At 34.0% G+C, this 26,480-nt stretch carries 15 protein-coding genes; 5 read left to right on the top strand and 10 right to left on the bottom strand.

Features of this window, described 5'->3' with window-relative positions; translation table 11 throughout:
- Positions 1-5: 5 nt before the first annotated feature.
- The 5 genes from QLQ95_RS24615 to QLQ95_RS24595 form a co-directional block, all read right to left on the bottom strand.
- Positions 6-773 carry a DUF2490 domain-containing protein gene (locus QLQ95_RS24615; RefSeq protein ID WP_482502097.1) on the bottom strand — a complete coding sequence of 256 codons (768 nt, stop codon included), beginning with the start codon at positions 771-773 and terminating at the stop codon, positions 6-8.
- 249 nt (positions 774-1,022) lie between these two features.
- Positions 1,023-1,871 (bottom strand): alpha/beta fold hydrolase, encoded by an 849-nt coding sequence (locus QLQ95_RS24610; protein WP_482502095.1) that lies wholly within the window; start codon positions 1,869-1,871, stop codon positions 1,023-1,025.
- A 56-nt stretch (positions 1,872-1,927) separates the two neighbouring features.
- On the bottom strand, positions 1,928-2,482 hold the full coding sequence (locus QLQ95_RS24605) for a carboxymuconolactone decarboxylase family protein (protein ID WP_482502093.1): 555 nt from the start codon (positions 2,480-2,482) through the stop codon (positions 1,928-1,930).
- A 17-nt stretch (positions 2,483-2,499) separates the two neighbouring features.
- A complete protein-coding gene (locus QLQ95_RS24600) occupies positions 2,500-3,066 on the bottom strand; it encodes a cupin domain-containing protein (protein ID WP_482502091.1) in 567 nt (188 codons plus the stop codon).
- Positions 3,067-3,095: 29 nt separating this feature from the next.
- Entirely contained in the window at positions 3,096-3,296 is a 201-nt protein-coding gene (locus QLQ95_RS24595; protein WP_482502089.1) for a 2TM domain-containing protein, read from the bottom strand.
- 221 nt (positions 3,297-3,517) lie between these two features.
- Here QLQ95_RS24595 and QLQ95_RS24590 point away from each other — a divergent pair, with 221 nt between their 5' ends.
- Positions 3,518-4,093, top strand: coding sequence for a Crp/Fnr family transcriptional regulator (locus QLQ95_RS24590; protein WP_482502087.1), 576 nt, complete (start codon positions 3,518-3,520; stop codon positions 4,091-4,093).
- Positions 4,094-4,167: 74 nt separating this feature from the next.
- Here the strand turns inward: QLQ95_RS24590 and QLQ95_RS24585 are convergent, their stop codons facing one another.
- The 5 genes from QLQ95_RS24585 to QLQ95_RS24565 form a co-directional block, all read right to left on the bottom strand.
- The gene (locus tag QLQ95_RS24585; protein WP_482502085.1) at positions 4,168-4,965 is read right to left on the bottom strand and encodes a DJ-1/PfpI/YhbO family deglycase/protease; all 798 of its coding nucleotides are present in this window, start codon (positions 4,963-4,965) and stop codon (positions 4,168-4,170) included.
- A 37-nt stretch (positions 4,966-5,002) separates the two neighbouring features.
- Complete coding sequence (locus QLQ95_RS24580; RefSeq protein WP_482502083.1) at positions 5,003-6,427, bottom strand: antibiotic biosynthesis monooxygenase; 1,425 nt, start codon at positions 6,425-6,427, stop codon at positions 5,003-5,005.
- Positions 6,428-7,017: 590 nt separating this feature from the next.
- Positions 7,018-7,584, bottom strand: a complete 567-nt coding sequence (locus QLQ95_RS24575) for a Crp/Fnr family transcriptional regulator (protein ID WP_482502081.1) — start codon at positions 7,582-7,584, stop codon at positions 7,018-7,020.
- A 234-nt stretch (positions 7,585-7,818) separates the two neighbouring features.
- The gene (locus QLQ95_RS24570) at positions 7,819-9,732 is read right to left on the bottom strand and encodes a sigma 54-interacting transcriptional regulator (protein ID WP_482502079.1); all 1,914 of its coding nucleotides are present in this window, start codon (positions 9,730-9,732) and stop codon (positions 7,819-7,821) included.
- Positions 9,733-9,738: 6 nt separating this feature from the next.
- The gene (locus QLQ95_RS24565; protein WP_482502077.1) at positions 9,739-12,198 is read right to left on the bottom strand and encodes a tetratricopeptide repeat-containing sensor histidine kinase; all 2,460 of its coding nucleotides are present in this window, start codon (positions 12,196-12,198) and stop codon (positions 9,739-9,741) included.
- Between the two features lie 490 nt (positions 12,199-12,688).
- Between QLQ95_RS24565 and QLQ95_RS24560 the strand changes: the two genes are divergently transcribed.
- Genes QLQ95_RS24560 through QLQ95_RS24545 form a run of 4 tightly spaced genes read left to right on the top strand, consistent with a single transcriptional unit; the run spans position 12,689 to position 26,301 of the window.
- Positions 12,689-14,677 carry a fibronectin type III domain-containing protein gene (locus QLQ95_RS24560; RefSeq protein ID WP_482502075.1) on the top strand — a complete coding sequence of 663 codons (1,989 nt, stop codon included), beginning with the start codon at positions 12,689-12,691 and terminating at the stop codon, positions 14,675-14,677.
- Between the two features lie 4 nt (positions 14,678-14,681).
- Positions 14,682-19,814 carry a T9SS type A sorting domain-containing protein gene (locus tag QLQ95_RS24555; RefSeq protein ID WP_482502073.1) on the top strand — a complete coding sequence of 1,711 codons (5,133 nt, stop codon included), beginning with the start codon at positions 14,682-14,684 and terminating at the stop codon, positions 19,812-19,814.
- Positions 19,815-19,817: 3 nt separating this feature from the next.
- Positions 19,818-25,286: a fibronectin type III domain-containing protein gene (locus QLQ95_RS24550; RefSeq protein WP_482502071.1), complete on the top strand. Its 5,469-nt coding sequence runs from the start codon at positions 19,818-19,820 to the stop codon at positions 25,284-25,286.
- Position 25,287: 1 nt separating this feature from the next.
- Positions 25,288-26,301, top strand: a complete 1,014-nt coding sequence (locus QLQ95_RS24545) for a hypothetical protein (RefSeq protein ID WP_428239407.1) — start codon at positions 25,288-25,290, stop codon at positions 26,299-26,301.
- Positions 26,302-26,480 lie beyond the last annotated feature (179 nt).

Raw genomic sequence — 26,480 nt, 5'->3', positions numbered from 1 at the left:
TAAATTTACTCATCGCCCGAATTCTCAATCTCAGAAGGCGCTTTTTTCCTGATGCTGGTACTCAAATAAAAAAACAATCTTATGGTGTGATTCATGTCATATTGATAGCCAGAGTATTTTTGCTGGTATACATTCATATAGCCAAAATCGTAACTCCATTTCGGATTAATATTTTTTCTAATTCCGATAAAAAAGCGGTTTTGATCAAAAGTATTGTAAACGACTTCTTCTCCAAAATGCAGCAAAATTTCATCTGAAAGAACCATTTGAGGCCAAGATTTCTTATCGGAGATTCGAAAAGTAAAACTCATCAGATAACGAATTCTATTGGTAAAACGCCAATCGCCACTGGGTTTATCGTTGACCATTTTTTCTTGCCAGCGCTGTTCATTTCGCAAGCGCTGCAAGATGCTTACATTTCCAAATTTTGTATTTAACTGTGCCTGCTGATAAATTCTGTTTTCATCAGAAAAATTATTCCAGTCTGGATTTGACGGAGCAAGCCACATATGCGCATATCCTAGATTCAAGGAAATATTTGAATTTGGAATATAGCTGATACCTCCTCTTATAAAATAAAAACTCGGATCGGCGACAAAATCATTCCGCCTGATATGAAAATCGCCAATCACACCCCAATGTTCTGCAAATTTGGTAACCGTATTAATAGAAACCCAAGTCTGAAGCTGCTGGTTGATTTCTTTTTTTTGAGTTTGCCCTAATATACTTAATGGAAGTAATAAAATCAGGATTCTGATAAAATTGGTTTTCATATAAATACGATAGAAATTAGTTAAAGGGTAAATTTCTTTTTGAATCAGTCTAAGGCAATTATGGAAACAATTATTACAAGTAAAGGTATTCTTTTTTAATGAAGATTTATAGAGTAAGTTTAAAGTTTAATTTGTTTTATATCAGTCGTTTATGTTTTGTTGAGGTTAAGGTGTTAGCAATGATTTTTTTGTGCCAACAAGCCAAAAAGAGCTATCCTTTTGAAACAGCCCTTTTTAGTATTTTAAAATTTACTTCGATAAAATATCTTTTATGAGTTTAGTAAGTTCATCGGATTTTGATATAAACGGACTATGCCCAGAATTTATCGTATACGTATTGGTGATTCCGGCTTCTTTTGCCATTTTCTGCTGAAAACTATAAGTAATCGTATTGTCTGCTGTTGTAAAGATGTAATATTTTTTTCCTCCAGCATTATAATCCTCTGTTTTATAATTTAAAGGCGTTCCAAGAGGAATTGTCGGTTCTGCTTTGTATTTTGAAACAAGAAATTGTTTTTGCACATCTGTTGCATCCTGAGCAAATATTTTTGGAAGATTCACTTCTGGATTTACGATTCCTGCTAAAGTTTGGTCATCTGACAATTTTAATGATGCTGGCAAAAGTGAAGCCGTATCCATTTTTGAATAGTCCAAAACGCTTTTTCCGTTTTGCGGAATAAAACCAGCAACATAAATCAGTTTTTTGATTTTTTGAGGAACTTCTGCAGCAGTCTGAGTAATTACGGCTCCGCCTAAACTATGACCAATTAAAATTACAGGTTCGCTATAGGAGTTAATTGCTTTCTTGACTTCATCTACATAAGCCTGAAAAGAAACCTGATAAGCAGGAGTTGTATCGTCTCCATGTCCAGGAAGTTTTACCACCGTGACATTGTACCCCGCGGCTTTTAAATCCTTTTCGGTTTGGTCCCATACGTACGATGCTTGCCATGCGCCATGTACCAATACAACTGGGGATTTTTTTATGGCATTATCATCACTTGAACAAGATGCGCTGGCGAAGGAAGTAAACAATAGCAAGAATAGTTTTGATATTGATTTTAAGGGAGTTTGAGAATTCATTTTTGATTTTTTCATTGTTTTTAAAATTTTCATTGTATTATTTTTTATTAAAATTAGATGTCTTTTTTTAGTTAGGAAAGAACATCAAAACCATTTAAAACAGTTGCAAGCAAAGTATAAGCTCCCACTAAAAAGATAAGTTCGGCAACTGCATCTTGTCCTAAAATTTCTTTGGCAAGAGTATAAGAAGCGTCGGGAACGATTCTTCCTTTGGCTAATACAGAAGCGATTTCATAAGCAATAGCTTCTTCCTGATTTAATTCATTTGGTCGAATTCCTGATGCCAACGATGCAACTGCTTCTGCTGAAAAGCCAAAATGTTTAGCCATAATTTCGTGGGCATAAAGTTCAAAACGGGAACCAAATGATGCTCCAACGGTAAGAATTGCCACTTCGCGAACTTTTTTAGAAAGTGTTGCATGATTGTCTAAGGAACGCACAAAGCTTAAAGCAGGAATTCCAAATTGCGGGAAAGCAAGCATGGGCGGAAACGGACCTGTCAAAGCGCCTTCGTTATTCAGCATCGAAACTGGACCTTGGCTTGTTGTGATAAGTCTTACAACTTCGTCATGAACATAGCGAACTTCGGCGTTCATAGTTTCTGGATTTGTAGGATTTACTCGCATGATAATGGTTATTAGATTTAGCGAAGATTTTCTTCAAATTGTCCATCGATTAATACGAAAACGACGCGGCAGACTTTTCCAGATCGATTGCTCCAAGCATGATTGGTACCTCTTTGTACAATAATATCTCCTGTTTTTGCCGTTGTTTCGCCTTCATCTACAATTAAGGTTAATTCGCCATCCAGAACAATTCCGTAATCAATAGTTTCGGTTTTATGCATTAAAGGATGAGGTGCGTTTACGCCGGCTTTTGAAGCGTGTTCGCCGCTCATGGTTTTAAAATGTTCTAAAGCCTGTTCTTGCGTAAGATTTCGAATTTCATCGCTTTCAGGCGGAAAATCGATCACTCGTATTCTTGTTCCTTGTTTTGGAGGGCCTAGTATAAGTCCGTTTTCTTCTGGATCTCTAGATATGCTGTCGATCAGGGCAGGAGTTTGTTTCGTATTCCAAACCTCATGAAATTTAGCTCCATTTGGTCCGCCAACCATAAAAGTTCTTGCTAGAGCTTCATCAGAAACTATAATGGCTTTTCCTTGTGCGTTATGTCCGGTTACGATGCGTCTGAATGTTGTATTTGTTTCCATGATTATCGAGATTAGATTCTATTTTTTTTTTATACAAATACACCTAAATAGTGAAAAAGAACTCCAACTGCCCAAGCAGAGGTAGACCAAAGCGGCCAAGGATAAGTAGTGTCTGTTAAATACCAAATAAGAAAGATTATTGGAGTGGCCAATAGGAAAACTAGAAAGTGAATTTTGAATCCTAATTTTGGATTGTGTGCTTTAGCGTCGATGTTAAATTTAGTTTTCATGATTACGTTTTTTTAATGATTAGTAATAGATTGTTTTTTTAATGAAATGTTTTTTAATTGTTTGATTTTCAATTTATTTAAATGACAAAGGTAGAGCGGGTACTTGACGAATATCGTTGACTTTGGTTAAGAACGAATCTTCTAGATTTAAAAAGAAAGCATTTTGTATTTAGCAGAATAAAATCTAATTTTAGAGAAGTTATTTCTCTTAACTTATTGCTATGGATGCACTTAAAAACGTTATAACATCATTTGTCCCAATGTCTGATGAAGAGTATGATTTGATGCTTCCTATCATCGAAAGGAGGGAAGTGCCAAAAGAGACCGACCTTTTGCAACAGGGAGAAATCTGTCGTCATATCTACTTTATAGAAAGTGGCTTTTTTAGAATGTTTTATGTGGATTATAAAGGAAACGAAATCAATTGCCGATTTGCAAAACCAGATGATTTTCTGGTAGATTTCGCCAGTTTCATTACGCAGAGAACTGCTCAATACTATTGCAGAGCGATGGAAGATTCGAAAGTGATTGCTTTAGAATATGAACAGGTAGAAAACTTATACCATAGTTCGCCCAATTGGTCCAAATTTGGAAGATTAATAGCCGAATATGCTTATTTAATCATTATCGAAAGAGAAGAAATGCTTCATTTTCAAACTCCCGAAGAACGCTACAAAACCATTTTAAAAAAAGAACCTTATCTTTTTCAGATGGTCTCGCAGAATCAGCTTTCCTCTTACATTGGTATTAAGCCAGAATCTCTAAGCAGACTTCGTAAAAGAATGATCGGTAAGTGATTCGTTAAAATAAATGATAACGGAAGACAAAATTTTATCTCCCGTTATATTTAATTCAGCAGTAATGTATCGAATTACTTTTTCTTAACTAACCAGCTTTCAACTGCTTTCGAAAAATCAGCTACATCAATCGGATGTCTGCTTGTTATTATGTTGGCATCAATAACTACTGGCTGATCAGAAACAATTCCTCCAGCATTTTTAAGGTCGATTTGAATGTTCCAATATCCCGTCAATTTTCTCCCTTTTAAAATATCAGCCGAAGCCAATACAACCGGTGCGTGACAAATGGCAGCAATCAATTTTCCTGATTTATTAAAATCCTGAATGAATTTGATAACGTCTTTGTCGTAGCGAAGGTTATCGGGATTCCATGCACCTCCTGGAATAAATACAGCATCGTAATCGCTTACTTTAATTTGATCTGCTGTTCGGTCAAATTTTATCCAGCCAACTGGCTGTAAATATTGAATAGCCATAACGTGCGTTTTTGCCATTTCAGGACTGCTTAATCCGTATCTGGCAGGAGCAGGATTGTATTTTGGTGACACAATATCAACCTGTGCGCCCAATTCCTTAAAATACCAAACAGGTCCTGTCAATTCTATTTCTTCAAAACCGTCTGCAACGAGCACTGCGATTTTTTTGCCTTTTAAAACTGTTTTGTCTTTTACAGGAGTAAAAAAGAAGGCTCTCATAGCTTCGTTTCCAGGCGCATTCAACAGCGAAGAAACAGGCATTACAGAAACATGAGACGGTGTTGTCAATTGGTTAATCACGTCTAATTTGTGATCGATATCTTGTGCTTGTGCATCGGCTAATGCAACGGCGCTTAATAAACTTGCTGTCATAATTTGTCTTAATTTTTTCATGATTTTTTATTTTAACTATTACTACTGATTTTCTTTTTTATTCTCTTGTCAGCGGAGCAAATTCTATAAGATTGTGCAGTCCGTTTTGAAAAGGTGGTTTCTTGATGTTGGTTTCCAAATATTCGATTACGGGTTTAATTGGAGGGAAGTTGAGGTGATACTGAAAAGCATCATTGCTTCTGAATTTTTCATAGGTCACAAACTGCGTTTGATCTCCTTCAATTTCCGAAAGCTGATAGGTTACGACTCCAGGTTCACTGCGAAATTGTGACATCGCAACATGATAAGTATCTTTAAAATGCTGTTCTGTTCCTTTTTTACCATCAACAAATAACATAATCACAAGCTGATTGTCTTCTTTTTTGGAAGTTTTTCGCCATTGTTCTTTGGTTAAAGGTTCGAGATCTTTTACATAATAGATTTTAGGTGCAGTTTTTAAGGATTTTTCAGTTAAAGATTGCAATGCTTTTGCTTGTGTTTTTTTGCTGAAATCTTCCAACTGTTTTTTTCCGTTCCATCTTTCAATTAGCCATAAAATATTCGGTTTTTCTTGTTCGTAAAAAGCTTCTGCCATAATATTTTCTTTAGATGAAAGCGAAGCTGTTACATAATCTTTCAATGCTTTTCGAAATGGTTCTGAGGCATTCTCTGGGACTTCATACATTGTTAATTTCGCGATGGTTTCAGAAGCTGTTAACTGTTCTAAAAGTGCTTCGCCAACTGCTTTTGCTGACTGTGGATTCTGTCCTGTAACCAAACGCTGATCGATCGTTACATGTGTTTGCCATAAACCCGATTTTTCGAAAATGGCTCCTCTTTCTATAAGTTTAGATTCTAATAAAAAAGGTGCGGCTTTATCCAGTTTTACAGCGGTTTCTTCTTCATTCGTAAAAGCATTGATTTTTTTGCCATCTACAAGATATTTGTCATCTAGTTTAATATTTAAAAGACCTGCAGAACCGTGAGATACTGCGCTAATGATTCCGTTATTTTTATAAATTTTGGAAGCTATTGCGGTCAGCTGTTTATTGTTTGGCAAATCCCACATCGCGCCGTGACCGCCAGCAAAATGTATGGCCGCATATTCGTTAGGATCAATCGTGTCTGGTTTCATTGTGTTTTCTATTTTTTGTCTGTATTTTGTATTAAGCCAAAATTTCTTGTTTGTCGAATCGCTTAAATTGAATCCTTCTACAGGTGCCTTGCCTCCTTTCGGACTAACAAAATCAACTTCGTATCCTGCACTTGTTAGCACATCCCACGGATGCGTTACTTCAGAAAGATAAAAACCTGTTTTCTCTCCCGTATTTCCCTTTTTTTCATGATTGGTGACCACGAATAAAATTTTCTTTTTCATGCTTTCAGAATTTTTAGCTTTAACACTGGCTGTAATAGTTATAAAGGCACACAGTGCGACTATTAAGACTTTTTGTGTAATTGAATTATATGGTATTGTTTTCATGTTTCTTCTTTTTAATATTTCAGTTATCTCTTATACAAATTTCTATTTTGAATATTCGCTAGAAGTTGATTCAAATCACTTTAAAAGTGTGATTACGATCACTTTGCATTTAAAAACAAGGCAAAAGTATATCGGTCATTCTTTCCAAATCATTGACTTTGTTTAAGAATGGATATTTGATTGTGAAGGATTGAAGTTTTTAGTAAATAAGGAGAATTAAAAAAAGTCCCAGCGGGACGAAATATTTATAGATAGATATTTGTCATTTGAAGAGGAGCTACGGAGGAGTGGAAATATGTCGCTCCTCTGGAGCTCTTTTATTTTTTCGATTTAATTTTTAGCTATAAATATGTTGCTCCTCCGAAGCTTTTTAATTTCGGTATTTAGTTTTGGTTAATTATTATTACGTCCCAATGGTTGAAACCATTGTCTATATTTCAAGATTATTACAAAGTCCCGGAGGGACGGAATATTTATAGAAAGATATATGTAGTGTGATGAAGAGCTCCGAAGGAGCGACATATTTCGCTCCTTCGGAGCTTTTTGATCTGGATTTGATTTTTGGCTATAGATATTAAACTCTTCCAGAGTTAGTTATTGAGATAAAGCCTGCTTAGTGTTTCCCGACAGACACCAAGATATTCTGCGATGTATTTTTTTGGTATTTTCTGCAAAATGTTTGGATAGTAACTGGCGAACTTTTCATAACGCTCTTTTGGATTGTCTGATAATAGAGAAATAATCCTTTTTTGCTGCGAAGAGTAAAGCAGAGTTAATTTCATTCTAAAAAAATGCTCCATTTTATGAAGTTCAGAAGCCAGTTTTTCTCTTGCGTAAAGTGTCAGACATAATATTTCGGCATCTTCCATACAGACAATATTTATGGCAGATTCCGTTTGATTGAAATAAGCGTTATAATCTGATATCCACCAATTTTTTATGGCAAACTGAAGAATATGCTCCTTGCCATCTTTATTAATGTAAAATGCTCTAAGAGTACCTTTTATAATCCAATATTCACATTGTACTTTGTCTCCACTTTGAATTAAATACTGGTGTTTTTTTATTTTCTTTTTGGTAAAAAAAGTTTTGATGTAAGCAAACTCTTCATCGCTTATGGGGGTAATTTCTTCGATATGATTTCGTAGCTGATCCATAGACAATACAATATTTTGGTGAATAAGTATTTAGATATCAATATGCTATAAGAAATGACCAAGAGCATGCCAATAATTTTATGAAACAGAAAAATGAACTGAAATGAAATCTTAACTACTGCTGTTACTGTTTTATTTAAATTTTATTGTTTAAATATTAGAAAATCTAAGTTTTATATTTCTACGAAGATTTCGGAGGAATGCAAATTAGTTACGATAAAATTGGAATAATCTTTAGTTTGAGTAATCTTCTTTTTTAATGGATAGTTTACTTATTTTTGATTCTAGCGTTGTAGGTTTAATATTAAGCATTGAAGCCGCGCCAGCTGTTCCGCGTATTCTGCCTTTTACTTTTTTTAAAATAGAAATGATGTAATCACGTTCTATTTGCTGCTGTGCAATTTTTACATCTTCCAAAGTCTGAGCATCTTCTTTAATAAGTGATTCTGAATTTGGAGAAGAAGAATTCAGATTGAGATCTAATTCAGATTTTCCGTTATTTAATATAACCGACCTCTCGATAAAATTTTCTAGTTCGCGAATATTTCCTGGCCAGTCATAGTCATTCATTTGCTGCATCATTTTTGGACTGATACCATTAAAATTTTTATTGAATTCTCGAGAGAATTTCTCTGCAAAATAATTAGCTAATTCCGGAATATCGGTTTTGCGCTCGCGTAAGGCTGGCATGGTAATAGGGAATACATTTAGACGATAGTAAAGATCCATTCTAAAATTGCCCGTTGCTACTTCTTTTTCGAGATTTCGGTTTGTTGCGGCCACAATTCGTATATCTACTTTTCTAGCTGTATTTCCTCCCACAGAATCGATTTCTTTTTCCTGTAAAACGCGCAATAATCGAATCTGCATTTCATTTGATAATTCACCAATTTCATCCAGAAAAATCGTTCCGCCATCGGCCAGTTCAAATTTTCCTTTTCTGCTTTCTACTGCACCTGTAAAAGCCCCTTTTTCATAACCAAATAATTCAGATTCTATTAAAGTTGGAGATATGGCAGCACAATTCACTTTTATAAAAGGCCCCTCTTTTCGCATGGATAGATTATGAATGGACTGAGCCGCTTTTTCTTTCCCTGTTCCGCTTTCTCCAAGTATAAGAACCGATGTGCTGTAAGGAGCAACTTGCGCAATAAGATCAAGAGTATCCAGCAAAAGAGGATGTTTCCCGATAATACCACTAAAATGATTAGAAACGGTTTGTTCAAAATTATCTTTCGTGTTCTCTCTCAGCACCTTCTGTCGATTTGTAACGTGATTCATAAGGTCTTTGAAATGCTTTTTTGCACTTGTCAGTAAGTCAATATGATATTGCGAATAGATTTTTTTCTTTTTGCTGCAGCATATAAATTGAACGCTCAATTGGTCATTTAATGGAAAGGGAAATACAAGAAAAGATTCTGCTCTAAAATGATTTTTTATGAAAGATAATTTTGGATTAAAATGATCCGTTTCATAAATAACGGGTTCATTTTCCAGATAATTGATTTCGGTAAAAGATGAACTACTTTTTGAATTCGTGATGTTTTCTAATTGTCTTTCACTTATGAATTGATATTCGTCAAAACCTATCCGTAAATAAGCAGTGCATTTTTTTTGATTGGAGTTTTTTACTTCGAAAACAATAAGGTCGTAAGGGATAAAAGCTTGTAATAATCGTGCAGTTTCACTTAGATAATCTTCATATTGAAGCGTCTGCTGGCTTATTGTATTTAGCTTTTCTTGTAAAAGTTTTTCTTGTCTGGAGCGAGATTCTATGCTGTTTTTATGTCTGTATGTAGCAATTTCTAAAGTAATCAGTAAATCTTTTTCTCGAAATGGTTTTACAAGAAAACCGTAAGGATCTGTTCGTTTTGCTTCTTCAAGTATGGTTTGATTGGAGTTGGCAGAAAGATAAACAAAAGCAATGTTTTCGGCTTTTAATTTTTTTGCTATATCAATTCCAGATTGTTTGCCTTCCAAATAAATATCCAATAATACAAGATCAGGTTTATTTTTTGCAATATGTTCGTATGCCTCTTCAGCCGAAACAGCAATTCCAGTCACCATATAGCCGGCTTGTTTTAATATTAGCTGCAGGTCATTTGCGACTATAAATTCATCTTCTACAATTAAAACCTTGTTGTTCATTGTAAATCAATTATTTAGATATATAAATTTAATTATTATATGTACGCCGTTATTATTTTCGATGCTAAAACTGCCTTTTAATTGTTTTGAAAGGCCTTTTATGAGATTAAGTCCCAGAGAATTAGTATCGGTTTTGTTGGTGAAATCAGGTAGACCTATTCCATTATCTGTTATTTTAAGAACAATATTCTCTTTGTCTTCATGAAACAGACTGATTTCTATTATTCCGTTTTGTTTTTCTAAGAAGGCATATTTTATGGCGTTTACAACACTTTCGGTAATGATTAACCCGAGTGGGATTGCTTGTGAAACATGAAGATTAATTGCTTCGATATTCTTTTTAAAAACAATCTGATTTTCATTATCAAAACTTTCATGTAAATAATGAACCAATTCATCTATATATTGAGGCATAGCAATAGTCGAAATATTGTCATCATGATACAATTTCTGATGAATCATTGACACAGCCTGCATTCGACGAAGACTGTCCTTAACCGCCATTTTAGCATCGCTGTCTTTAAGATAGGCTGATTGTGAGTTGAGAAGGCTTGTCACCATTTGCAGATTATTTTTTACTCGATGATGCACTTCTTTAATAAGCCATTCTTTTTCTTTTAATAGTTTTTGCTGTTCGTGGTTTAAGCTTTCCAGAAAACTATTTTTTTGGTCCAATTCACGTTGGTTGGCTTCAAGTTTGCGGTTGTTTTTTTGTTTAATACTATAGCTGTATAGTAAAAGAAACACAATGACAATTAATAGCAGCGAGCCTATAAGAAGAATGTTCTTTTCTCTTTCTGTTTCGCGAGACTTAATGAGCTGCAGCTGATTTTGAGTATGCAGCAGTTTAATGTTTTTGTCTTTCTTATCTGCTTCATATTTTACCAATAGTTCTGCAAACTTTTTTTGCTGTTCTTTATTGAAAGCAGAGTCTTTATACTTTTGACTTAAAAGCAGATTTTTAATAGCGTCATTGTATTTTTTTTCGGTAGAATCAATTTTAAAAAGATTGTAGTAATACTGGCTTTTTTCTGCAACTCCTATTTCAAAAGTATGCGAAATGCCATTTTTAAGCAGTTGTCTCGCTTTATCGTTTTTACCTATATTTTGGTAAAAAGAAGCGATTTGAAAAAAGGCAGCAGGAAATTCATCATGAACATATTGGAGGGGATAATTTTGGGCTATGTTTTGAAAAACAGAATAGTTTTTTTCTGCTAAGTCCATTTTTTTTAAACTAACATAGGTTTGCCCTAGTATGAAGGCAAAGTGCATCTTTTCAAAATCGGTAACAGGAGGAAATTCGCTTGCTGTTTTTTTCAGCAGAGCTAAAGCTTCGCTGTTTCGGTGCAATTCATTTAGAACCCAAGCTTTAGATAAAAATGCTTTATACCAGTAAAGTTGGGTTTCTTTGGTTTTATTTTCCAAAGCTTTAGAGTACCAGAAAAGTGCTTCTTGATTTTTTTTAGAATGTTGATATAACTGTCCTCTTCTTAAGAAAAACAAACCTTTAAATATAGAATCTTCTTTTGATTGAATACTTTCAATGCTTTTATTGGAGTAATACAGAGCCTTGACTAAATCTCCTTTTCGATACGATAAATAGGATAGTACATCAAAAGCATATTGATTATGATGGTGTTTTATTTCTTTTTGAAGCTGTACTATTTTATAAATCAGTTTCTGCGAGTCATCAAAACGTCTGGCAATAAAATATTCAATGTTTATCTGCGATAAGGTTTCTATTTCCTTTTCCTTTTCTTTCAGATTTTGAAATATAGAAAGTGCTTTTTGAAAATAAACCAATCTTTGCGGGTTGCCATATTGTAGTGTTTTTCCAGCTTCTAAAAATGCTCTGGCTAAATCCAGATTATTTCCAGATTGTTTGCAGCGTTTTTCAATTTCTAAATATAATTTTTGACTTTCGTCTGAATTGCCTCTTTGATTAAGAAGATTGGCTTTTAGCATCATGGCGCCAATTTTCCATTTATCCCAGTTTTTCTGCCGTAAAACTTCTTCCAGATATTTTTCGGCTTGGTCAAGATCTGCTTTTTGTTTTCCAGTTTTAAAAATGAAATAATTGCTTAGTTCAAGCAGCAGTAAAAACCGATTTTCATCTTTTAAGTTGGGGAGCACATTTTTGGCTTGAGTTACTTTATCATGCTCGAGAAGTTTAATTGCAGGAGTTGTTTTGCCATTATTATAGCTTTCATTGTAAGGAAGTAAGATGCTCAAATTATAAAGTCGGCATGAAGCTCTTACCGCACTATCTTTATCAATTTGTCCTTGACTGATGGTATGAAGATAATCTGAAGTAATGTGAACTAATAGTCTTTGTCTGGCTATATCGGTATATCCAGATTTATTATACTGTGAGTATATATTTAGCTCGCAAAAAAGTAGAAAGAAAAGTGCTTTTCTGCCTATTGTAAAGTTTAAAGAAACGATATTAAAAAACTTATATTCCACAATAATATATTTTGGGTCAATTATAGCATTTTGCTTTTAAATCTTCAATGAAATGTAAGGTATTGTTATTTAGTGTTTTATCAAAAATATAACAAAAGTATTAGGATTGAAAAATATCGAAAAGTATATTGTCAGTTTGATTAAAATGAGAATATAGAAAGACAAACTAAATGAATTTTAGGACTTTGTTTTTATCAATATCAGCAAGTAATGTTATAGAAAAGTATTGAAAATGATATTTTTTGATTTTAATGCATAAGAAAAAAGCATTGAATTTTAATGTATTATTCTGTTTGTCAGATTGTTATGTTTTTGTATTTATGTGTTGCTGCACTGCAGTACGGGAAACCGTAATTAAATCATAATTAAAAAGATTACTTTTGCTTTTTTAACATGGAAATAATTACATCTTATGTCCCCAAATAAGTTTATTTTTTTCTTTTTATTGTTTATATCGGTATCCTATTCACAGACTAAAAGTGCTGCTGTTATGGTTAAAGCCAGAGCACAAAAGGATAAAATTTTAGTTCGCTGGGCGATCAATTCTCCGGTCGAATGGCAGAAAGCCAATAAAAAAGGATTCACAATTACTAGAACTACAATTCTACGCGACGGTAATGTTTTGCCTAAACCCGAAAAAACACTTCTTACTTCTAAACCATTAACTCCCGAACCATTAGATTCTTGGATTGATTTTGTACAGAAAGACAATAACGCAGCTATTATAGCGCAATCTATTTATGGCGAAAGTTTTGAAGTAACAGGCGCAAAAGAAGGTGATTTGGCAAAAATTGTTAATATGGCCGACGAACTAGATCAGCGATATACTTTTGCTTTGTATGCTGCAGATATGAGCTTTGAAGGAGCTGTAAAAGCGGGCTGGGGTTATGTAGATACAGATGTAAAGAAGAATGAAGTATACGCTTACCAAGTAAAGGTTTTTGAAAGTCCGCAGGTAAAAGAAGCTTCCTATATGATTGGCCTAAAAGATTATTCGGTTCTTCCTGCACCAACAGATTTTATTGCTGTTCCAGATGATAGAAAAGTACTGCTTTCTTGGGATTATGAAACCTTCAAAAGAATTTATACCTCGTTTATGGTAGAAAAATCTTCAGACGGAATCAATTATAAACCAATATCAAATACTGGACTTGTTAACTTAAATGATAAAGACGAAAATCCGTCCAAAAACATGTACTTTGTTGATACACTAAGTGTAAACGACAAAGTTTATCATTATAGATTATACGGTGTTACTTCGTTTGGAGAAAAAGGAGAAGTTACAAAACCTATAACTGCATCGGGTGTTGCCGCTGTAGTAACTCCGGCCAGATTGGTAGATTATGCTATTATAAATTCAAATGAAGTGAATCTTGAATGGGATTATCCGAAAGAATCGGAAGGATTTATTCAAGGTTATGAAATTAATTTAGCAAGTAATGATAAAGGGCCTTATAGAGTGGTCTCTAAAATTATTCCGCCATCTGAAAGAAAACTCAAGTTTAAAGAAGAACTGTATCCATCCAATTATTTTACCATTTCGGTTGTTGGAAAAAACAATCAAAGATTAACATCTCAAAGTATGTTGGTACAGCCAGTCGATTCTATACCGCCAGCCAAGCCAATCGGACTGGAAGGAGTGATTGATAGTCTTGGAACGGTTAGACTAAAATGGAAACCCAATACAGAAAAAGATCTTCGCGGATACCGAATACTAAAAGCCAATACGGCAGGAGAGGAGTTTGTAGATATTTACCATCAATCTTACAGCGGTTCAGAGTATAAAGACAGCGTGAGTTTAAAAATGACCAACAGTAAAGTTTATTATAGAATTGCTGCTGAGGATATGCGTTATAATATCTCTGATCCTTCTGATATCCTGGTATTGGATAAACCCGACAAAATTCCGCCAGCCGCACCTATTTTTAAAGATTATGATAATAAAGACGGTAAAGTACACTTAAAATGGATACGAAGCTATAGTGAAGATGTTGTCAGTCATAGTTTAAGAAGAAGAGAAAAAGGACAGGAAAAATGGGTCGAAATCAAACAAATAAATGATACGATTCAGGAATTTACAGATGATCGAATAGAAAACAAAAAGATTTATCAATATGCTATTCTGGCTAAGGATAAAAGTAATCTTTGGTCTTCACTAGATCATTCAGTCATAACGGTTAGTGTGTTAAATTTTACGCCAGTAAAAGTGATTACATTTTCGCAAGGAACAGCAGATAGAGAAAATAGAAAAATAGTTCTTTCTTGGGATTATGCAAAGAATAAAGGTAAGGTTTTAGGCCTAAGTATTTATAAAAATGAAAAAGGGCTTCCGCCAACTTTATGGAAAGAGTTAAACGGAACTGTTTTTACTTTAGAAGATAAAAATTTGAAAATTAATAAAGAATACGAATATCATCTGGTTCCAAGTTTAGAAAATGACAGTCCAGCAAAACCAGAGACCTTAACAGTTATTTATTAAGCCTATGAAGAAATTTTACTTATTTGTCATCTTATTGATTTGCGGATTGGGTTATGCTCAGACGAAATATTTTGTAAAAATTTCTAACCTTAATTATTCAATTAATGCGGGGGTTAAAAACAATACAGACTCTAGAATTATCATAACGGCTCGTTTTAAAGATGGGTCGACTAAACAAATGTATTATAGAAGTATTCGAAATAATGGCGACAAAGAAGTCAATTTTGATGTGCCAATTATTGATTATCCTTCTAAGCCGGTTTCCATAGAGTGTTTTGCTTTTGTTAACTTTAGAACAGGAACTGATGCTAATCGTACAAGATCTATTAATATAGATAGCTATTGTGCCAATGGTTCTTTTGATGGAGATTATTCTCCTAGAATGTCACATATAAAATTTAACTATAGAATTGATCCCGTTTTAGATGTATTTCAAGGGTCTCCTGACTTTTTGCCTACAGATGAAAATATTACTATTAATAGTTCTACCGGGTACGATTCAAGCTACTATAAATGGCAATATACTTTTAATCCTTCTTACAATAATACGACCGATTGGAAAGATTTTACAAAATATAGCACTGCATCTATAAGTACAAATGCAAATGAAGTTATTTCAGGAGATGCAGGATTAAAGCATGGTCAGAAAATTTACTTTAGATTAAAGCCATGTGGTACGACTACTTATGGGGTAGGAATTTACTCTGTTCGATTAAGTGCCCCAAAAATTCTTTCTTCAGCTCCTGAGAAGGTAAGTTGTTATGATTTGGGAAGTGCGGATGGAAAATTAAAACTTCAATTTAATAGACCACTTTATCCTGGTGAAACATTTTCTATGGTGATATCTGGGGCTAGTACCAAAACTTTTCCCAATATTACAAAATTAGAAGCAGACAACAGTTATACGCTTTCTGGGCTTGGTAGAGGAAATTATCAATTAACAATGACAGGTTTTTACAATGGCAGCAACACTTATTCAAAATATACAGAATTAGGTGGCACGCCATATCCATTTACCATAGGAGCACCATCTCCATTGGATTATACCGTAAAAGGAAATGATATTTTATGTTACGGGGTAAATAATGGTAGTATAACTATTACTCCTAGCGGAGGAACTAGAGATAGTGCAGGAAATGATTATTATTCGATAAAAACAGATCCTAATGATCAATCGCCAGATGTGTGGGTTTCTTTTCCTAATAATAGCACAGGTACAATTACAGGATTAGCAGCCGGAACCTATTATATCAAGGTAAAAGATATGAAAGGTTGTGTCGCCAGAAAACAAGTAATGGTAAATGGTGTAATAGAACTGGGTGATGAAAAAGTAATTGAGCAAAAAATAACAGAACCTTCAAAAGCACTAGAAGTTGTATATACCTTCAAGAAAGATCCCACTTTTTATGGAGCTAAAAATGGTATACTAGTAGCGGCAGTAACAGGTGGTACGATAAAAGACGATAACTCATATAATTTTACCTGGAAAAATAGCAACGGAGATACCGTACCCGCAACAGGTGCGTATAATTCGGCAGATAAAACGTATAATATTACTTTAGAAAATGCTCCAGACGATAAATACAAATTAACAGTAACAGATAAAAATTACCTATTAGCTGCTAATAAAGCAGGCTGTTCTGTTATTGAATCTTTAGATAGTTTGACGCAGCCCAAAAGAATAGTAGTAAAATTAGCAATCACCCAGCCTATTTCATGTAATTCAAAAAGTTTAAATCCGTCTGTTATTGAAAATAAAGCAGGAGATGGAATTTTGACAGCAACTGTAGAAGGGGGTGTGCCATTTAATACGGCAGATAATGGTGGTTTACTATATAAATTTTTCTGGTCAAAATATAATGAAGACACCCAAAAATGGGATGATTTAGCAACTTATAAAACAGCTACAGCAAGCAATCTTTCGGAAGGTTTGTATGCTGTAAATGTGAAAGATGCTAATGGAATAGTGCAGGGAACTTACGATACAGTTCAACTAATAACCGCTAGTCCAACTACTCAAGAAATTTTAGAACCAAAACAGATTGAATTGTTATTTGATTCAGTAAATGTGTCTTGTTATGAAGGTAGTAACGGATGGGCATTAGTAAATGTAACTGGAGGAACTCTTGCTGAAAAAGATGGAGTTAAGGATGATTACAAGTACGTCTGGTATTACAAAGGAAAAGAATTAGCAAAAACTCAAAAAATAACAAATTTAACTAAAGGAACGTATACCGTTGAGGTTATAGATTCAAATCAATGTTTTGCTACAAAAGATATCGAAATAACCGAGCCTGATTTTGCGGTAACAATTGATTATCCAACAATATCAACGCCAACATTTTCGGGAGCAAGCGACGGAAAAATTGTAGCTAAGATAACAGGGGGAACAGTATTAAAACCAGTCCCAAGTGATGGTAGATTATACAATTACGAATGGAGAAATCTTGCTGGAGTATTGCAAAATGTAACAACTGAAAGTGTAAATGGAGAATTCTTTATCACCTTAGACAATGTGCCTGCAGATTCTTATTTTTTAACAATAAAAGATCAAAATTACGATGAAGCGACTGGTCAGACTGTTAATTGCTCTGTTGTAGAATCAAAAAGAGTTTTGACAGAACCAGACCCTTTAAAAGTTGTTTTTAAAATTGTGCAGAGTATTTCATGTAACGCTAAAAATGAATTTGGAGACAAGACCGATACCACTCCAAAAGATAATCAGCGTGACGAATCGCAAGATGGAATTTTAATGGCGCAGGTTACAGGAGGAACAACACTTTCATTAGAAAAAAACAATGGACTACCTTATTATTACTCTTGGAAAAAACAGGAAGACAATGGAACTTGGAAAGATTTAGCTGTACAAGATTCTATCATCTCTAACCTCTCTCATGGAAATTATGCTCTTAATGTCAGAGATAGAAATAATGTTATTCTAGGTACTTACACAAATGGAAATTGGATCGCAAAAGATTCTATTCAGTTTATGGAGCAGCCTCCAATATTGTCTGTGAAAATTGCAAAAGGAGATGTTTTTTGTAATGGAGGTAATGATGGATGGGCAACTGCAACTGCAGAAGGAGGAAGCGGAAAATACACCTACGAATGGTCTAATGAAGTTAAATCGGATAAAAATACCGTTTTAAAAACAGGAAATTATTGGGTAATTGCAACAGACGAAAAAGGCTGTACCGCTTATGCTGAAGTTTTTATTGATCAGCCAAAAGCGCCGCTCTCTATTAAATATACTGAGGTTGTAAATCCGAGTTTCTATAAAGCAACAAACGGAAAAATTGTAGTTGAGGTTACTGGCGGAACTATCGCTGCAGACAATACGTACTGGTTTGAATGGAAAAATAGTAAAGGAATAACACAAACCAATACAAGCACGAGCTTTAGCAATAACACTTATACAATAGCATTAACAGGACTTCCTGAGGAAATCTATACTTTGACGGTGCGTGATGCTAATTACAACGTGGCAACAAATAAGACAAGTTGTACTGTGGCTAATTCTGTTACAGAGTTAGACGATCCAGATCCGCTTGAAGTTACGTTTGAAGTGATTCGTACTATTTCTTGTAACGTGAGCAACGAATTTGGAAACGAGATTGATGCTAATCCTTTAGATAATCAAAGAGATGAATCGCAAGACGGTATTTTAAAAGCGCATGTAACAGGAGGAATTCAGCTTGCTAAAGAGAAAAACAATGAATTACCTTATTATTACACTTGGAAGAAAAAACAGGCCAATGGTTCTTGGACTATTTGGAAGAATACAGGAGATACCGCTGAATATCTTTCTGAAGGAACTTATGCACTAAACATTGAAGACGCCAACGGAATAAAATTGGGAACTTATGTGAATAATGTTTTAGTGAAAGAAATTGATGCCGAAAAGTATATTCCACAACCAGATCAGTTGAAATTAACCTTTACAAAGTTTGATGTGGGCTGTACGACTGGAGATGACGGTTGGGCAGAAGCGCATGTAACAGGTGGAACACCGCCTTATACATACGAATGGACAAACGGAGAAACAACTTCTAAAATAGAAAACATTACCACAAACAATTATTTTGTAATAGCGACAGATGCAAAAGGATGCGTGGTTCAGGGAAGTATTTTTGTAGGAGATCCAAACGGAATACTATCAACGGAAACGGTTAAAAATCCTATTTGCTATAAAGGAAACGACGGATCTATAGAACTTAATGTTACAGGAGGTAATTTGCCTTATACCTATTTATGGAATACAGGAGCAGTTACTAAAGATTTAAATAATCTTACTGCCGGAAACTATGAAGTTACGATTACTTGTCCAGAGTGTTGTGTTTATAAAAAGAGATTTGTTTTAAAAGATCCTGAAGCTGTTATTGTCAACGTTGGTCCAGATAGAACTCTATGTATTGACCAAAGTCTAGATCTGGATGCTTCAATAAAAGATCCGCAAGCAAAATACAGCTGGACTTCTACAAACGGATTTACTTCAAATGAAGCAAAAATCAATGTGTCAAAAGCAGGAACATATCATGTAAAAGCTACTACGGCTTTAGGTTGTATTGGCGAAGATGAAATTGTGATAAAAACGAGCCAAATGGCCATTAGTGCAGAATTTTTATTGAGTTCTCAAGCGTATTTAGATGAGGAAGTAATTTTGGTTAATACCAGTAGTCCTTTTGGAGAAAGCACAGACTGGGTTATTCCAAACGGAGTAAAAGTTGTAGAGCAAAAGGAAAAATACGTGACCTTAAAGTTTGATGCAGTTGGAGTGTATTCAATTGGCTTAAAACAGACACAAGGAGAATGTTATGCAGTTTTTACCAAAAATATCATGGTAGAAAAACGTGGTACATTGCCAAATACCGAAACGGCATCTCAATTTATTATAGATTTTATTGTAACCCCAAATCCGAACAATGGTAATTTTAAAGCAATTGTGAATTTAGAAAACAACAGTGCGATAAATTTAAGACTGTTCTCCTCTTCTGGACAAAATACGATGATTCAAAAACAAGACTCAGGAAAGAAAAAATACGAAGTAGATTTTAATACTTCACTGCAATCTGGAGTTTATATAGTCGTATTAGAGACGGGACAGCAAACATTGGTTAAAAAAATTATCATCAATTAAAAAATGAAGAACCTTTTCAACAACCTATATTTCTTTGTTCTATTTCTGTTTTTTAATGCAGTTGGATATGCACAATTATATCCAGTTCAATTAACACCAGTTTTCAATAGTCCGTATAGCGTCAAAATTTCTGATTATGCTAACAGCATGGATACGAAGATGCAATTGTTGATTAATCCAACCGATATCTCTATCTCGCAAAGAAGAGTACGCTTAAAACTGTACATACAAGGCAACGGATTAAACATCCAAACCTCTGATTATGCACAGGAACAAAGGCCAATATATATAAATGGAGGGGAACTGCAAACCTTAACCAATGTTGATATTGCATCGATTTTTAGGTTAGAAAACCTGCAAGGAATCTCTGCAGCGCAATATGCGAATCCGCTGCCAGAAGGAATGTACAATTTTTGTTTTGAGATGTACGATTTTGTAACGAATCAGAAAATATCTCAAAAAAGTTGTGCTAGTTTATACCTAATATTAAATGATCCGCCGTTATTAAATACACCTCAAAAAAACGAACAAATTGCTTCGACAGAGTTTCCTAATATTTTATTTACTTGGACGCCGCGTCAGATCAACGCAACAAACATATCGTATAAATTTGAGCTAAAACAGCTTTTAGATCCAACATTAGATCCTCAAATTGGGTTTCAAATGTCTCCGACTTTATACGAAGAAACTTTATTTGGAACCGCTGTTTTGTACAATTTAAGTATGCCAATACTTACTCCAGGTTTACGTTACGCATGGAGAGTACGAGCGATTTCGACAACGGGACTTTCAGAAAATGCTGTTTTTAAAAATGACGGATATAGCGAAATATATTCTTTTAAATATACGGCTTCTTGTACCGCGCCAACGTTTTTATTAAGCGAATCGCAAAGTTCAAAAAGTGTAAAAATTACTTGGGAAGGAGTGCCAGAGCATACACGCTATCAGGTACAATACAAAAAACAAGGTGTTCGTAATGCGCAATGGTTCTCATCAAATAGTTTAAACAGACAAAGTTTAATTACCAATTTAGAGCCGGGAGTAACCTATGAATTTAGAGTGGGATCGAGCTGTGATCCAGCCGAAGCCGGAGTTCAGTCTTTTACTTATTCTAACATAAGCACTTTTACCACACCAACAGAAAGTAATGGTGTTCCTGCGTACAATTGTGGTATCGTTCCGCAAATCAATATCCAGAATCAAAAACCGCTAACCAATTTAATTCAAAGCGAGACATTTAGAGCTGGTGACTTTCCTGTAACTATTTTAGAACTAAGAGGAGAAAAAAGTCCATATTCTGGACTAGGATATATCATTGTTCCTTATTTAGCCGATACTAAAATTGCAGTAGAGTTTAAGGATATTGTAATCAATACCGATTATCAATTGATCAGTGGTGTTGTAGAAACGAGCTATAACCCAGATTGGAAAAATGTTACCGATATTGAAGATTTCACTGGTGAGGGTAAAGGCGGACAAATTGAAGAAAAAGTTCCTTTTGTAATTAAAGATATTGTCATTAATGCTAATGGAGATATAGTTGTAAATGGCGTTGACGGCGAGCAGATAACTATTCCAGGTGGAAAAGATACTGTAATTACAGACAGCGGTGTTGTAGATAAAGACGGAAACGTTGTTGTTACTCCAAAAGTTTACACGGTAGACAGTGAAGGAAATGGAAGCAATCAAGGTGTTGCAGTTGCCGAAGGAGGCAAACCATCGCCAGAAAATACAGATGGCGTAGATAAAAGTGGTCAAGCCACAGCATTTACGGCCAAAGGTATTTCGATTGCTTTTTCTGGAAACGGAAGCAAGTATGCTTTTGATGTAATGCCAGATGGTGCATCTGCAGCTTTAAAGAAATTGTATGCCAAAGCAGGCGATAACGTATTGCCTTATAAAGCCGTTTTAAATGGCGATTCAGATACAGTTGTTGCTACAGTAAATGTTACAGATTCTAATATAAAACTAGATAGTATAGTTTTTAAAACCCAAAATGGAGCAAAAATTGACTTTAAGAGAACCGATAAAGTATTTGTTCTTACTGTAAAAGGAAATTTAAGTTATGCCGAAGAACAAATATTAGCCACCATAAAACAAGGCAAGAAATGGCAAGTTATTGGTGCATTCATGCTTGTGCATATTTCGCCAAAAGATGTTAATGTGGCATTGGTACCTACTGATGATGTCTCTGCAGATAAGTTAAATGAAATTATTACTGAAACACAGAGGATTTATAGTAAAATAGGCGTTAGAATTAACTTTAAGAAAGAGGCGGTTTTAAATATAGATAAGATAGTTTCTGGCAATGTAATTCAAACGGAGAAAAATACACTTACATCTACCTACAGTACAGTACAGCAAAATATAAATGCTCAATATAAAGGTGACGGAAATAGTTATGTATTGTTTATAACGAATAAAGAATCTAGTACAGAACAGCAAGGATACATGCGTTTGAATGGACAGTTTGGTTATGTGTTTAAATCAGGCTTACTAAAAACTCCTGCACACGAACTAGGTCACGGAATCTTTAAACTCGAGCATCCTTTTGAGCAGTATAAAACAACAGATTCTAATACAGATTTCTTAATGGATTATAGCTCAGGCACTGTTTTAAACCATATGGATTGGAAACAGGTCAACGATCCTACGTTTAAATTGTATGCGTTTCAGAGTCAGGCTAGTGGGGAATTTGCTGATGGTTATGTGGTAAGCCCTAATTATGAGGTGTTTACTGTAGGGTCAGAGCGAAGAAAAGTAGATAGAAATACGTACTCTACTGCTGATGTTAGAGCTAATGATGGAACTATTCCTGGATTCACATTCAAAGGAGATGCATACTGGTGGAAAGATGGTCAGTATGTAAGTGAATCAGGTAGTTATACCTTAAAAAAGGTTACTAATCTAAGCTCTATTAGCAACAAATGGCTATATCTATTTTTTAATAAAGATAATGAGTGTGGTAAAACAACCTATGTTACTGTTCTGGTTTCAGAATATTTGAATAGCGGGAAAACACTTAAAGATTTTATTAAGGGATATGTAGATTCTAATAGCAAAAAAACAATTGTTTGTAATCAAGCTAGTGAAAGTAATTGGTCAGAGACAAAAGGAGAGTCAGGTAGCAACAATCAGGGATTATTTGTTAGAAACTTAATCAAAGGTGAAGTTAAAAAAGAGGTACTAGATAAATTAGAAAGTTTAATGTCTGGTAAATCTAAAAACTGGATTACAGGACAAGCGCATCAAATTAAAGGGCACATACTTTTAACATCAGAGGCAGAAAAAACAGATAGAGTAATATTCAAAGACAATAGTTTTTATGTAGATAATGTTAAGGATGAAATTAAGCCAGATGAAATTGTATTTTGGTTAGAATATAGCAATGAAGGGAAAATTAGAGTAAAACAAATCCTTTCTGGAAGTAGTTTTGACGAAAATATTTCTGTCGCTTTAAAATCATGGGAATCAAGTTTAGATTGGAAACAAAAAACATTATTCGAGAAGATAATTGCAATTGGTTATGAATCTGTAGATGGATATTTTACAGCTTATTACGATATGTTTGATATGTTAAGCAGTGGTATAAGTAAAGTCAAAATTAAACCTTCGGTATACGATTGTAATGATAAAAACTATAATGAAATTTATGCAAAGGTCTTTAGTTATTTGTCTTTATCTGGTGCAGTTTACGATATCGTAGCTGAAAATCTAGCTGACGCTTATCCAGAGTTTAATAAAGTATTTGAAAAAGCAACTCCTAGCCAAATTCAGTTTGCTTTGTTCTGCGGAATGTATAACGGACTTATTGATGTTGTAAAATCTGTTCCTGATTTAGCAAAACTGCTTATTTCTCCATTATCGTCTAAAGGGAGAGAAGCAAATAGCAAGTTTTTGACCCAGATAGAAGAGATGGAGATGTTTGAGAAAGATGCTAGTGGAAAAGAAACTCTTATTTATGGTAAAGGATTAAGTTTTGGTAAAGTATGGTATTTGTTAAAAGATGGTATTGCAAGTCAATTCGATGCTAACAAACCATGTATAGGGGCTGAGTTTGTGGGTTCTGTTGTGGGACCAATAATTGTTATGTGTATTGGAGATGTAGAGGCAGGTGCAGGAATTGTTAGTAAAGTTGCTTCAACAGCCTTTAAGGCAATACAACTGTGTGATAAACTTAGTGATCCTTTTAGATACATCGGAATGTCATTTAGGTTTGTTAAAGGAATGTCAGGAAAAGTCGGTGTTGTAATAAAAAATGCTACTAGCGACGTTATAACCCAATTAGATAATGGATTATTCAGATTAAAAGTTATTGTTAATAATACTGAACTGCCAACTCTGGAGATGTCATTTGAAGATGTTAATAGATTAGTATTAGCGGGAGCAGATGGAATTGATTATCCAATAAATGGTGTTAACCAGCGTATAAAACTAAGTGTAAGTCCAGGTTCAATGGGTTCTCCGAATCTTAGTACATACTCTGCGCAAATTTTTGGAGCTGCTAATGAACAATTATTAAAACGTCTTACTGATTTAGGTGTTGATCCTTCAAGATTAGAGAAAGTTATAACTGTATTAGGTAAAACAGTACAAAATGGAGAGAAATTAGCTCTAATGTTAGAGAAAGCTCCATTTAAAGATGACATTTATAAAATAAGAGCTTTTTTAAATGATTTAGAAGCTAGCACAGATTTACAGGATTTTGTAAAAAGAGGAGAGGATATTACGAAAGAATGGGACGTATTAGAGTCATACAGTATTTTTTCTCCAAAAAGTAAATTGTTTACGCAAAGTGGAGCTATTTTGAAACAATTAAAATCAGTTTTAAATAAAGGACATATTAGTGCAGATGATTTAAAAACAATACTTAATGTTAATAGTGGATTAGGAAAAAGAGCTACCGATTTGGTAAGCTTCCTTGATGATTTAGACTTTTTTGCATTATATAAAAAACAGGGAGGATTTGATGCAGTAATATCAGGTTTGAAAGCGAATTGGTTTAACGGAGCAGGAGCAGATGGTGCCAATTGGGTAATAGCACTATTGCGCAAGGAAGGCAAATTAGTTTTTGTTCCTGAAAAAACTAATTTTGAAGTTGTAGAGAATATTTTAGGAAACAAACGTAGATATGATGCTGTTGTAGATGATGCTGTATCAATTGGAGGTAGGAGTAGAAAAAAATACTTTGAGTTTAAGTCATATAGTAAAGTACCTCCTACTGATTTTGCTAAACAATTTTTGAATGATTTAAATAATGCTGATATTATAGATCTAAAACAATTACAATGGATGTTTGATGCAGCTAAAAATCCACCAGATTTTGTAACAAATATGAAAAATGCTATTGATAATTTGCCATTGACAGATGATATAGCTAAAAAATTCTTAAAGGATGTGGAAAATCCAACAGTATCTAAATTAAAAAAGTATTTAAAGGAAGATTTCGATGAAATATTTAAATTGAAGTAATATGAAAATAGTAGATAAAATTTATAATGTAAATAATGAGATCTGGGATATTAGTAACAATGTAATAATCAATAAAGATAGAAGTCTGGTAAATCTTAGTACAAAAAAAGTATTACCGTATGATGAGAATATTAAAAGATGTTTCTATAGTAATAATTTTTTATTCTTGTTAAGAGATAAAGACATCTCTATACTAGATGAAAACCTAAATTTATTAAAACAAATAAATCAAAATGCTGCAGTGGGTATAAGTGTTTTTGATAAGGACAACTATGCGGTTTGGTTTGAAAATGAAGAAGATGATGAATATTTTGATTTATATGTTAATGCTGAATTAGTAGGGAAAGGAGATTTTTTTTACGGTAAGTTTTTAAATAAACACTACAGTTACAGGTTAAAAGGTAGGAAAGATTTTCAATATTTTAGATTAACGGATTTACTAGATACAAAAACGTATTTTGAATTTAAATGCGAGCTAGGATACGAGCTAGTTTCAGATTTTTACATGTGGCAAGAGACTTTAGTTTTTATGTATTTTAAAGATTCTGATTTGAAGCTAGAGCAGCGAGATATAAAAACAGGTAGCGTGATTTGGAAAACAGATATCAAGGATTCATCGTTTGTTTTCGATAATACAAGAGGTTTAATGGTTAGCATATGGGGTAATAGTAGTAGGAATCCAGAGAGTGAAGACTATTATCAAATTATAGATATAGAAAAACAAACAGTAGAAATAGGAATTCCTCAAAAGAATTTTGATTTTATAAATGTAGAAAGTCATATGGGATCTGCCTTGTATAAAAATAAGCTCTATTTCTCGGAGAATCCTTTTTCTTATGCAAATGAAGAACCAAAACCTGTTTATGTAGGCTGTTTTGATATTGAAACTAAGATAGTTGATTTTTTGCAGGCAATTCCTGAAATGGCAGGGAGTCAGATAGCCCAAATCGTTTGTAATGACGAAAAATTGTATGTAAGAAGCTCTAATGGAGATTTAATAGTTTATGAGATTTAAAATGTTGACAAAATATAACGTTTTTATTTTTAGGTGTTTGTGGGTAAATGCTAACCATAAAACGTTTTATAGTTAGAGAGAGGGAATATCCTAATTATGACAACTACGACAAAACAGATTATGTGGAGTTTTATTATTGTCAAGAGAACTAAAAGTGTCTTGTTGGATTAATATAATGC

The organism is Flavobacterium sp. B330r, from assembly GCF_056824325.1.
This window is presented reverse-complemented; position numbering and strand designations above follow the sequence as displayed.

Excerpts from the sequence above, each read along its gene's own strand:
- QLQ95_RS24615 (WP_482502097.1), bottom strand. The coding sequence starts at position 773 with ATGAAAACCAATTTTATCAGAATCCTGATTTTATTACTTCCATTAAGT.
- QLQ95_RS24610 (WP_482502095.1), bottom strand. The coding sequence starts at position 1,871 with ATGAAAAAATCAAAAATGAATTCTCAAACTCCCTTAAAATCAATATCA.
- QLQ95_RS24605 (WP_482502093.1), bottom strand. The coding sequence starts at position 2,482 with ATGCGAGTAAATCCTACAAATCCAGAAACTATGAACGCCGAAGTTCGC.
- QLQ95_RS24600 (WP_482502091.1), bottom strand. The coding sequence starts at position 3,066 with ATGGAAACAAATACAACATTCAGACGCATCGTAACCGGACATAACGCA.
- QLQ95_RS24595 (WP_482502089.1), bottom strand. The coding sequence starts at position 3,296 with ATGAAAACTAAATTTAACATCGACGCTAAAGCACACAATCCAAAATTA.
- QLQ95_RS24590 (WP_482502087.1), top strand. The coding sequence starts at position 3,518 with ATGGATGCACTTAAAAACGTTATAACATCATTTGTCCCAATGTCTGAT.
- QLQ95_RS24585 (WP_482502085.1), bottom strand. The coding sequence starts at position 4,965 with ATGAAAAAATTAAGACAAATTATGACAGCAAGTTTATTAAGCGCCGTT.
- QLQ95_RS24580 (WP_482502083.1), bottom strand. The coding sequence starts at position 6,427 with ATGAAAACAATACCATATAATTCAATTACACAAAAAGTCTTAATAGTC.
- QLQ95_RS24575 (WP_482502081.1), bottom strand. The coding sequence starts at position 7,584 with ATGGATCAGCTACGAAATCATATCGAAGAAATTACCCCCATAAGCGAT.
- QLQ95_RS24570 (WP_482502079.1), bottom strand. The coding sequence starts at position 9,732 with ATGAACAACAAGGTTTTAATTGTAGAAGATGAATTTATAGTCGCAAAT.
- QLQ95_RS24560 (WP_482502075.1), top strand. The coding sequence starts at position 12,689 with ATGGTTAAAGCCAGAGCACAAAAGGATAAAATTTTAGTTCGCTGGGCG.
- QLQ95_RS24555 (WP_482502073.1), top strand. The coding sequence starts at position 14,682 with ATGAAGAAATTTTACTTATTTGTCATCTTATTGATTTGCGGATTGGGT.
- QLQ95_RS24550 (WP_482502071.1), top strand. The coding sequence starts at position 19,818 with ATGAAGAACCTTTTCAACAACCTATATTTCTTTGTTCTATTTCTGTTT.
- QLQ95_RS24545 (WP_428239407.1), top strand. The coding sequence starts at position 25,288 with ATGAAAATAGTAGATAAAATTTATAATGTAAATAATGAGATCTGGGAT.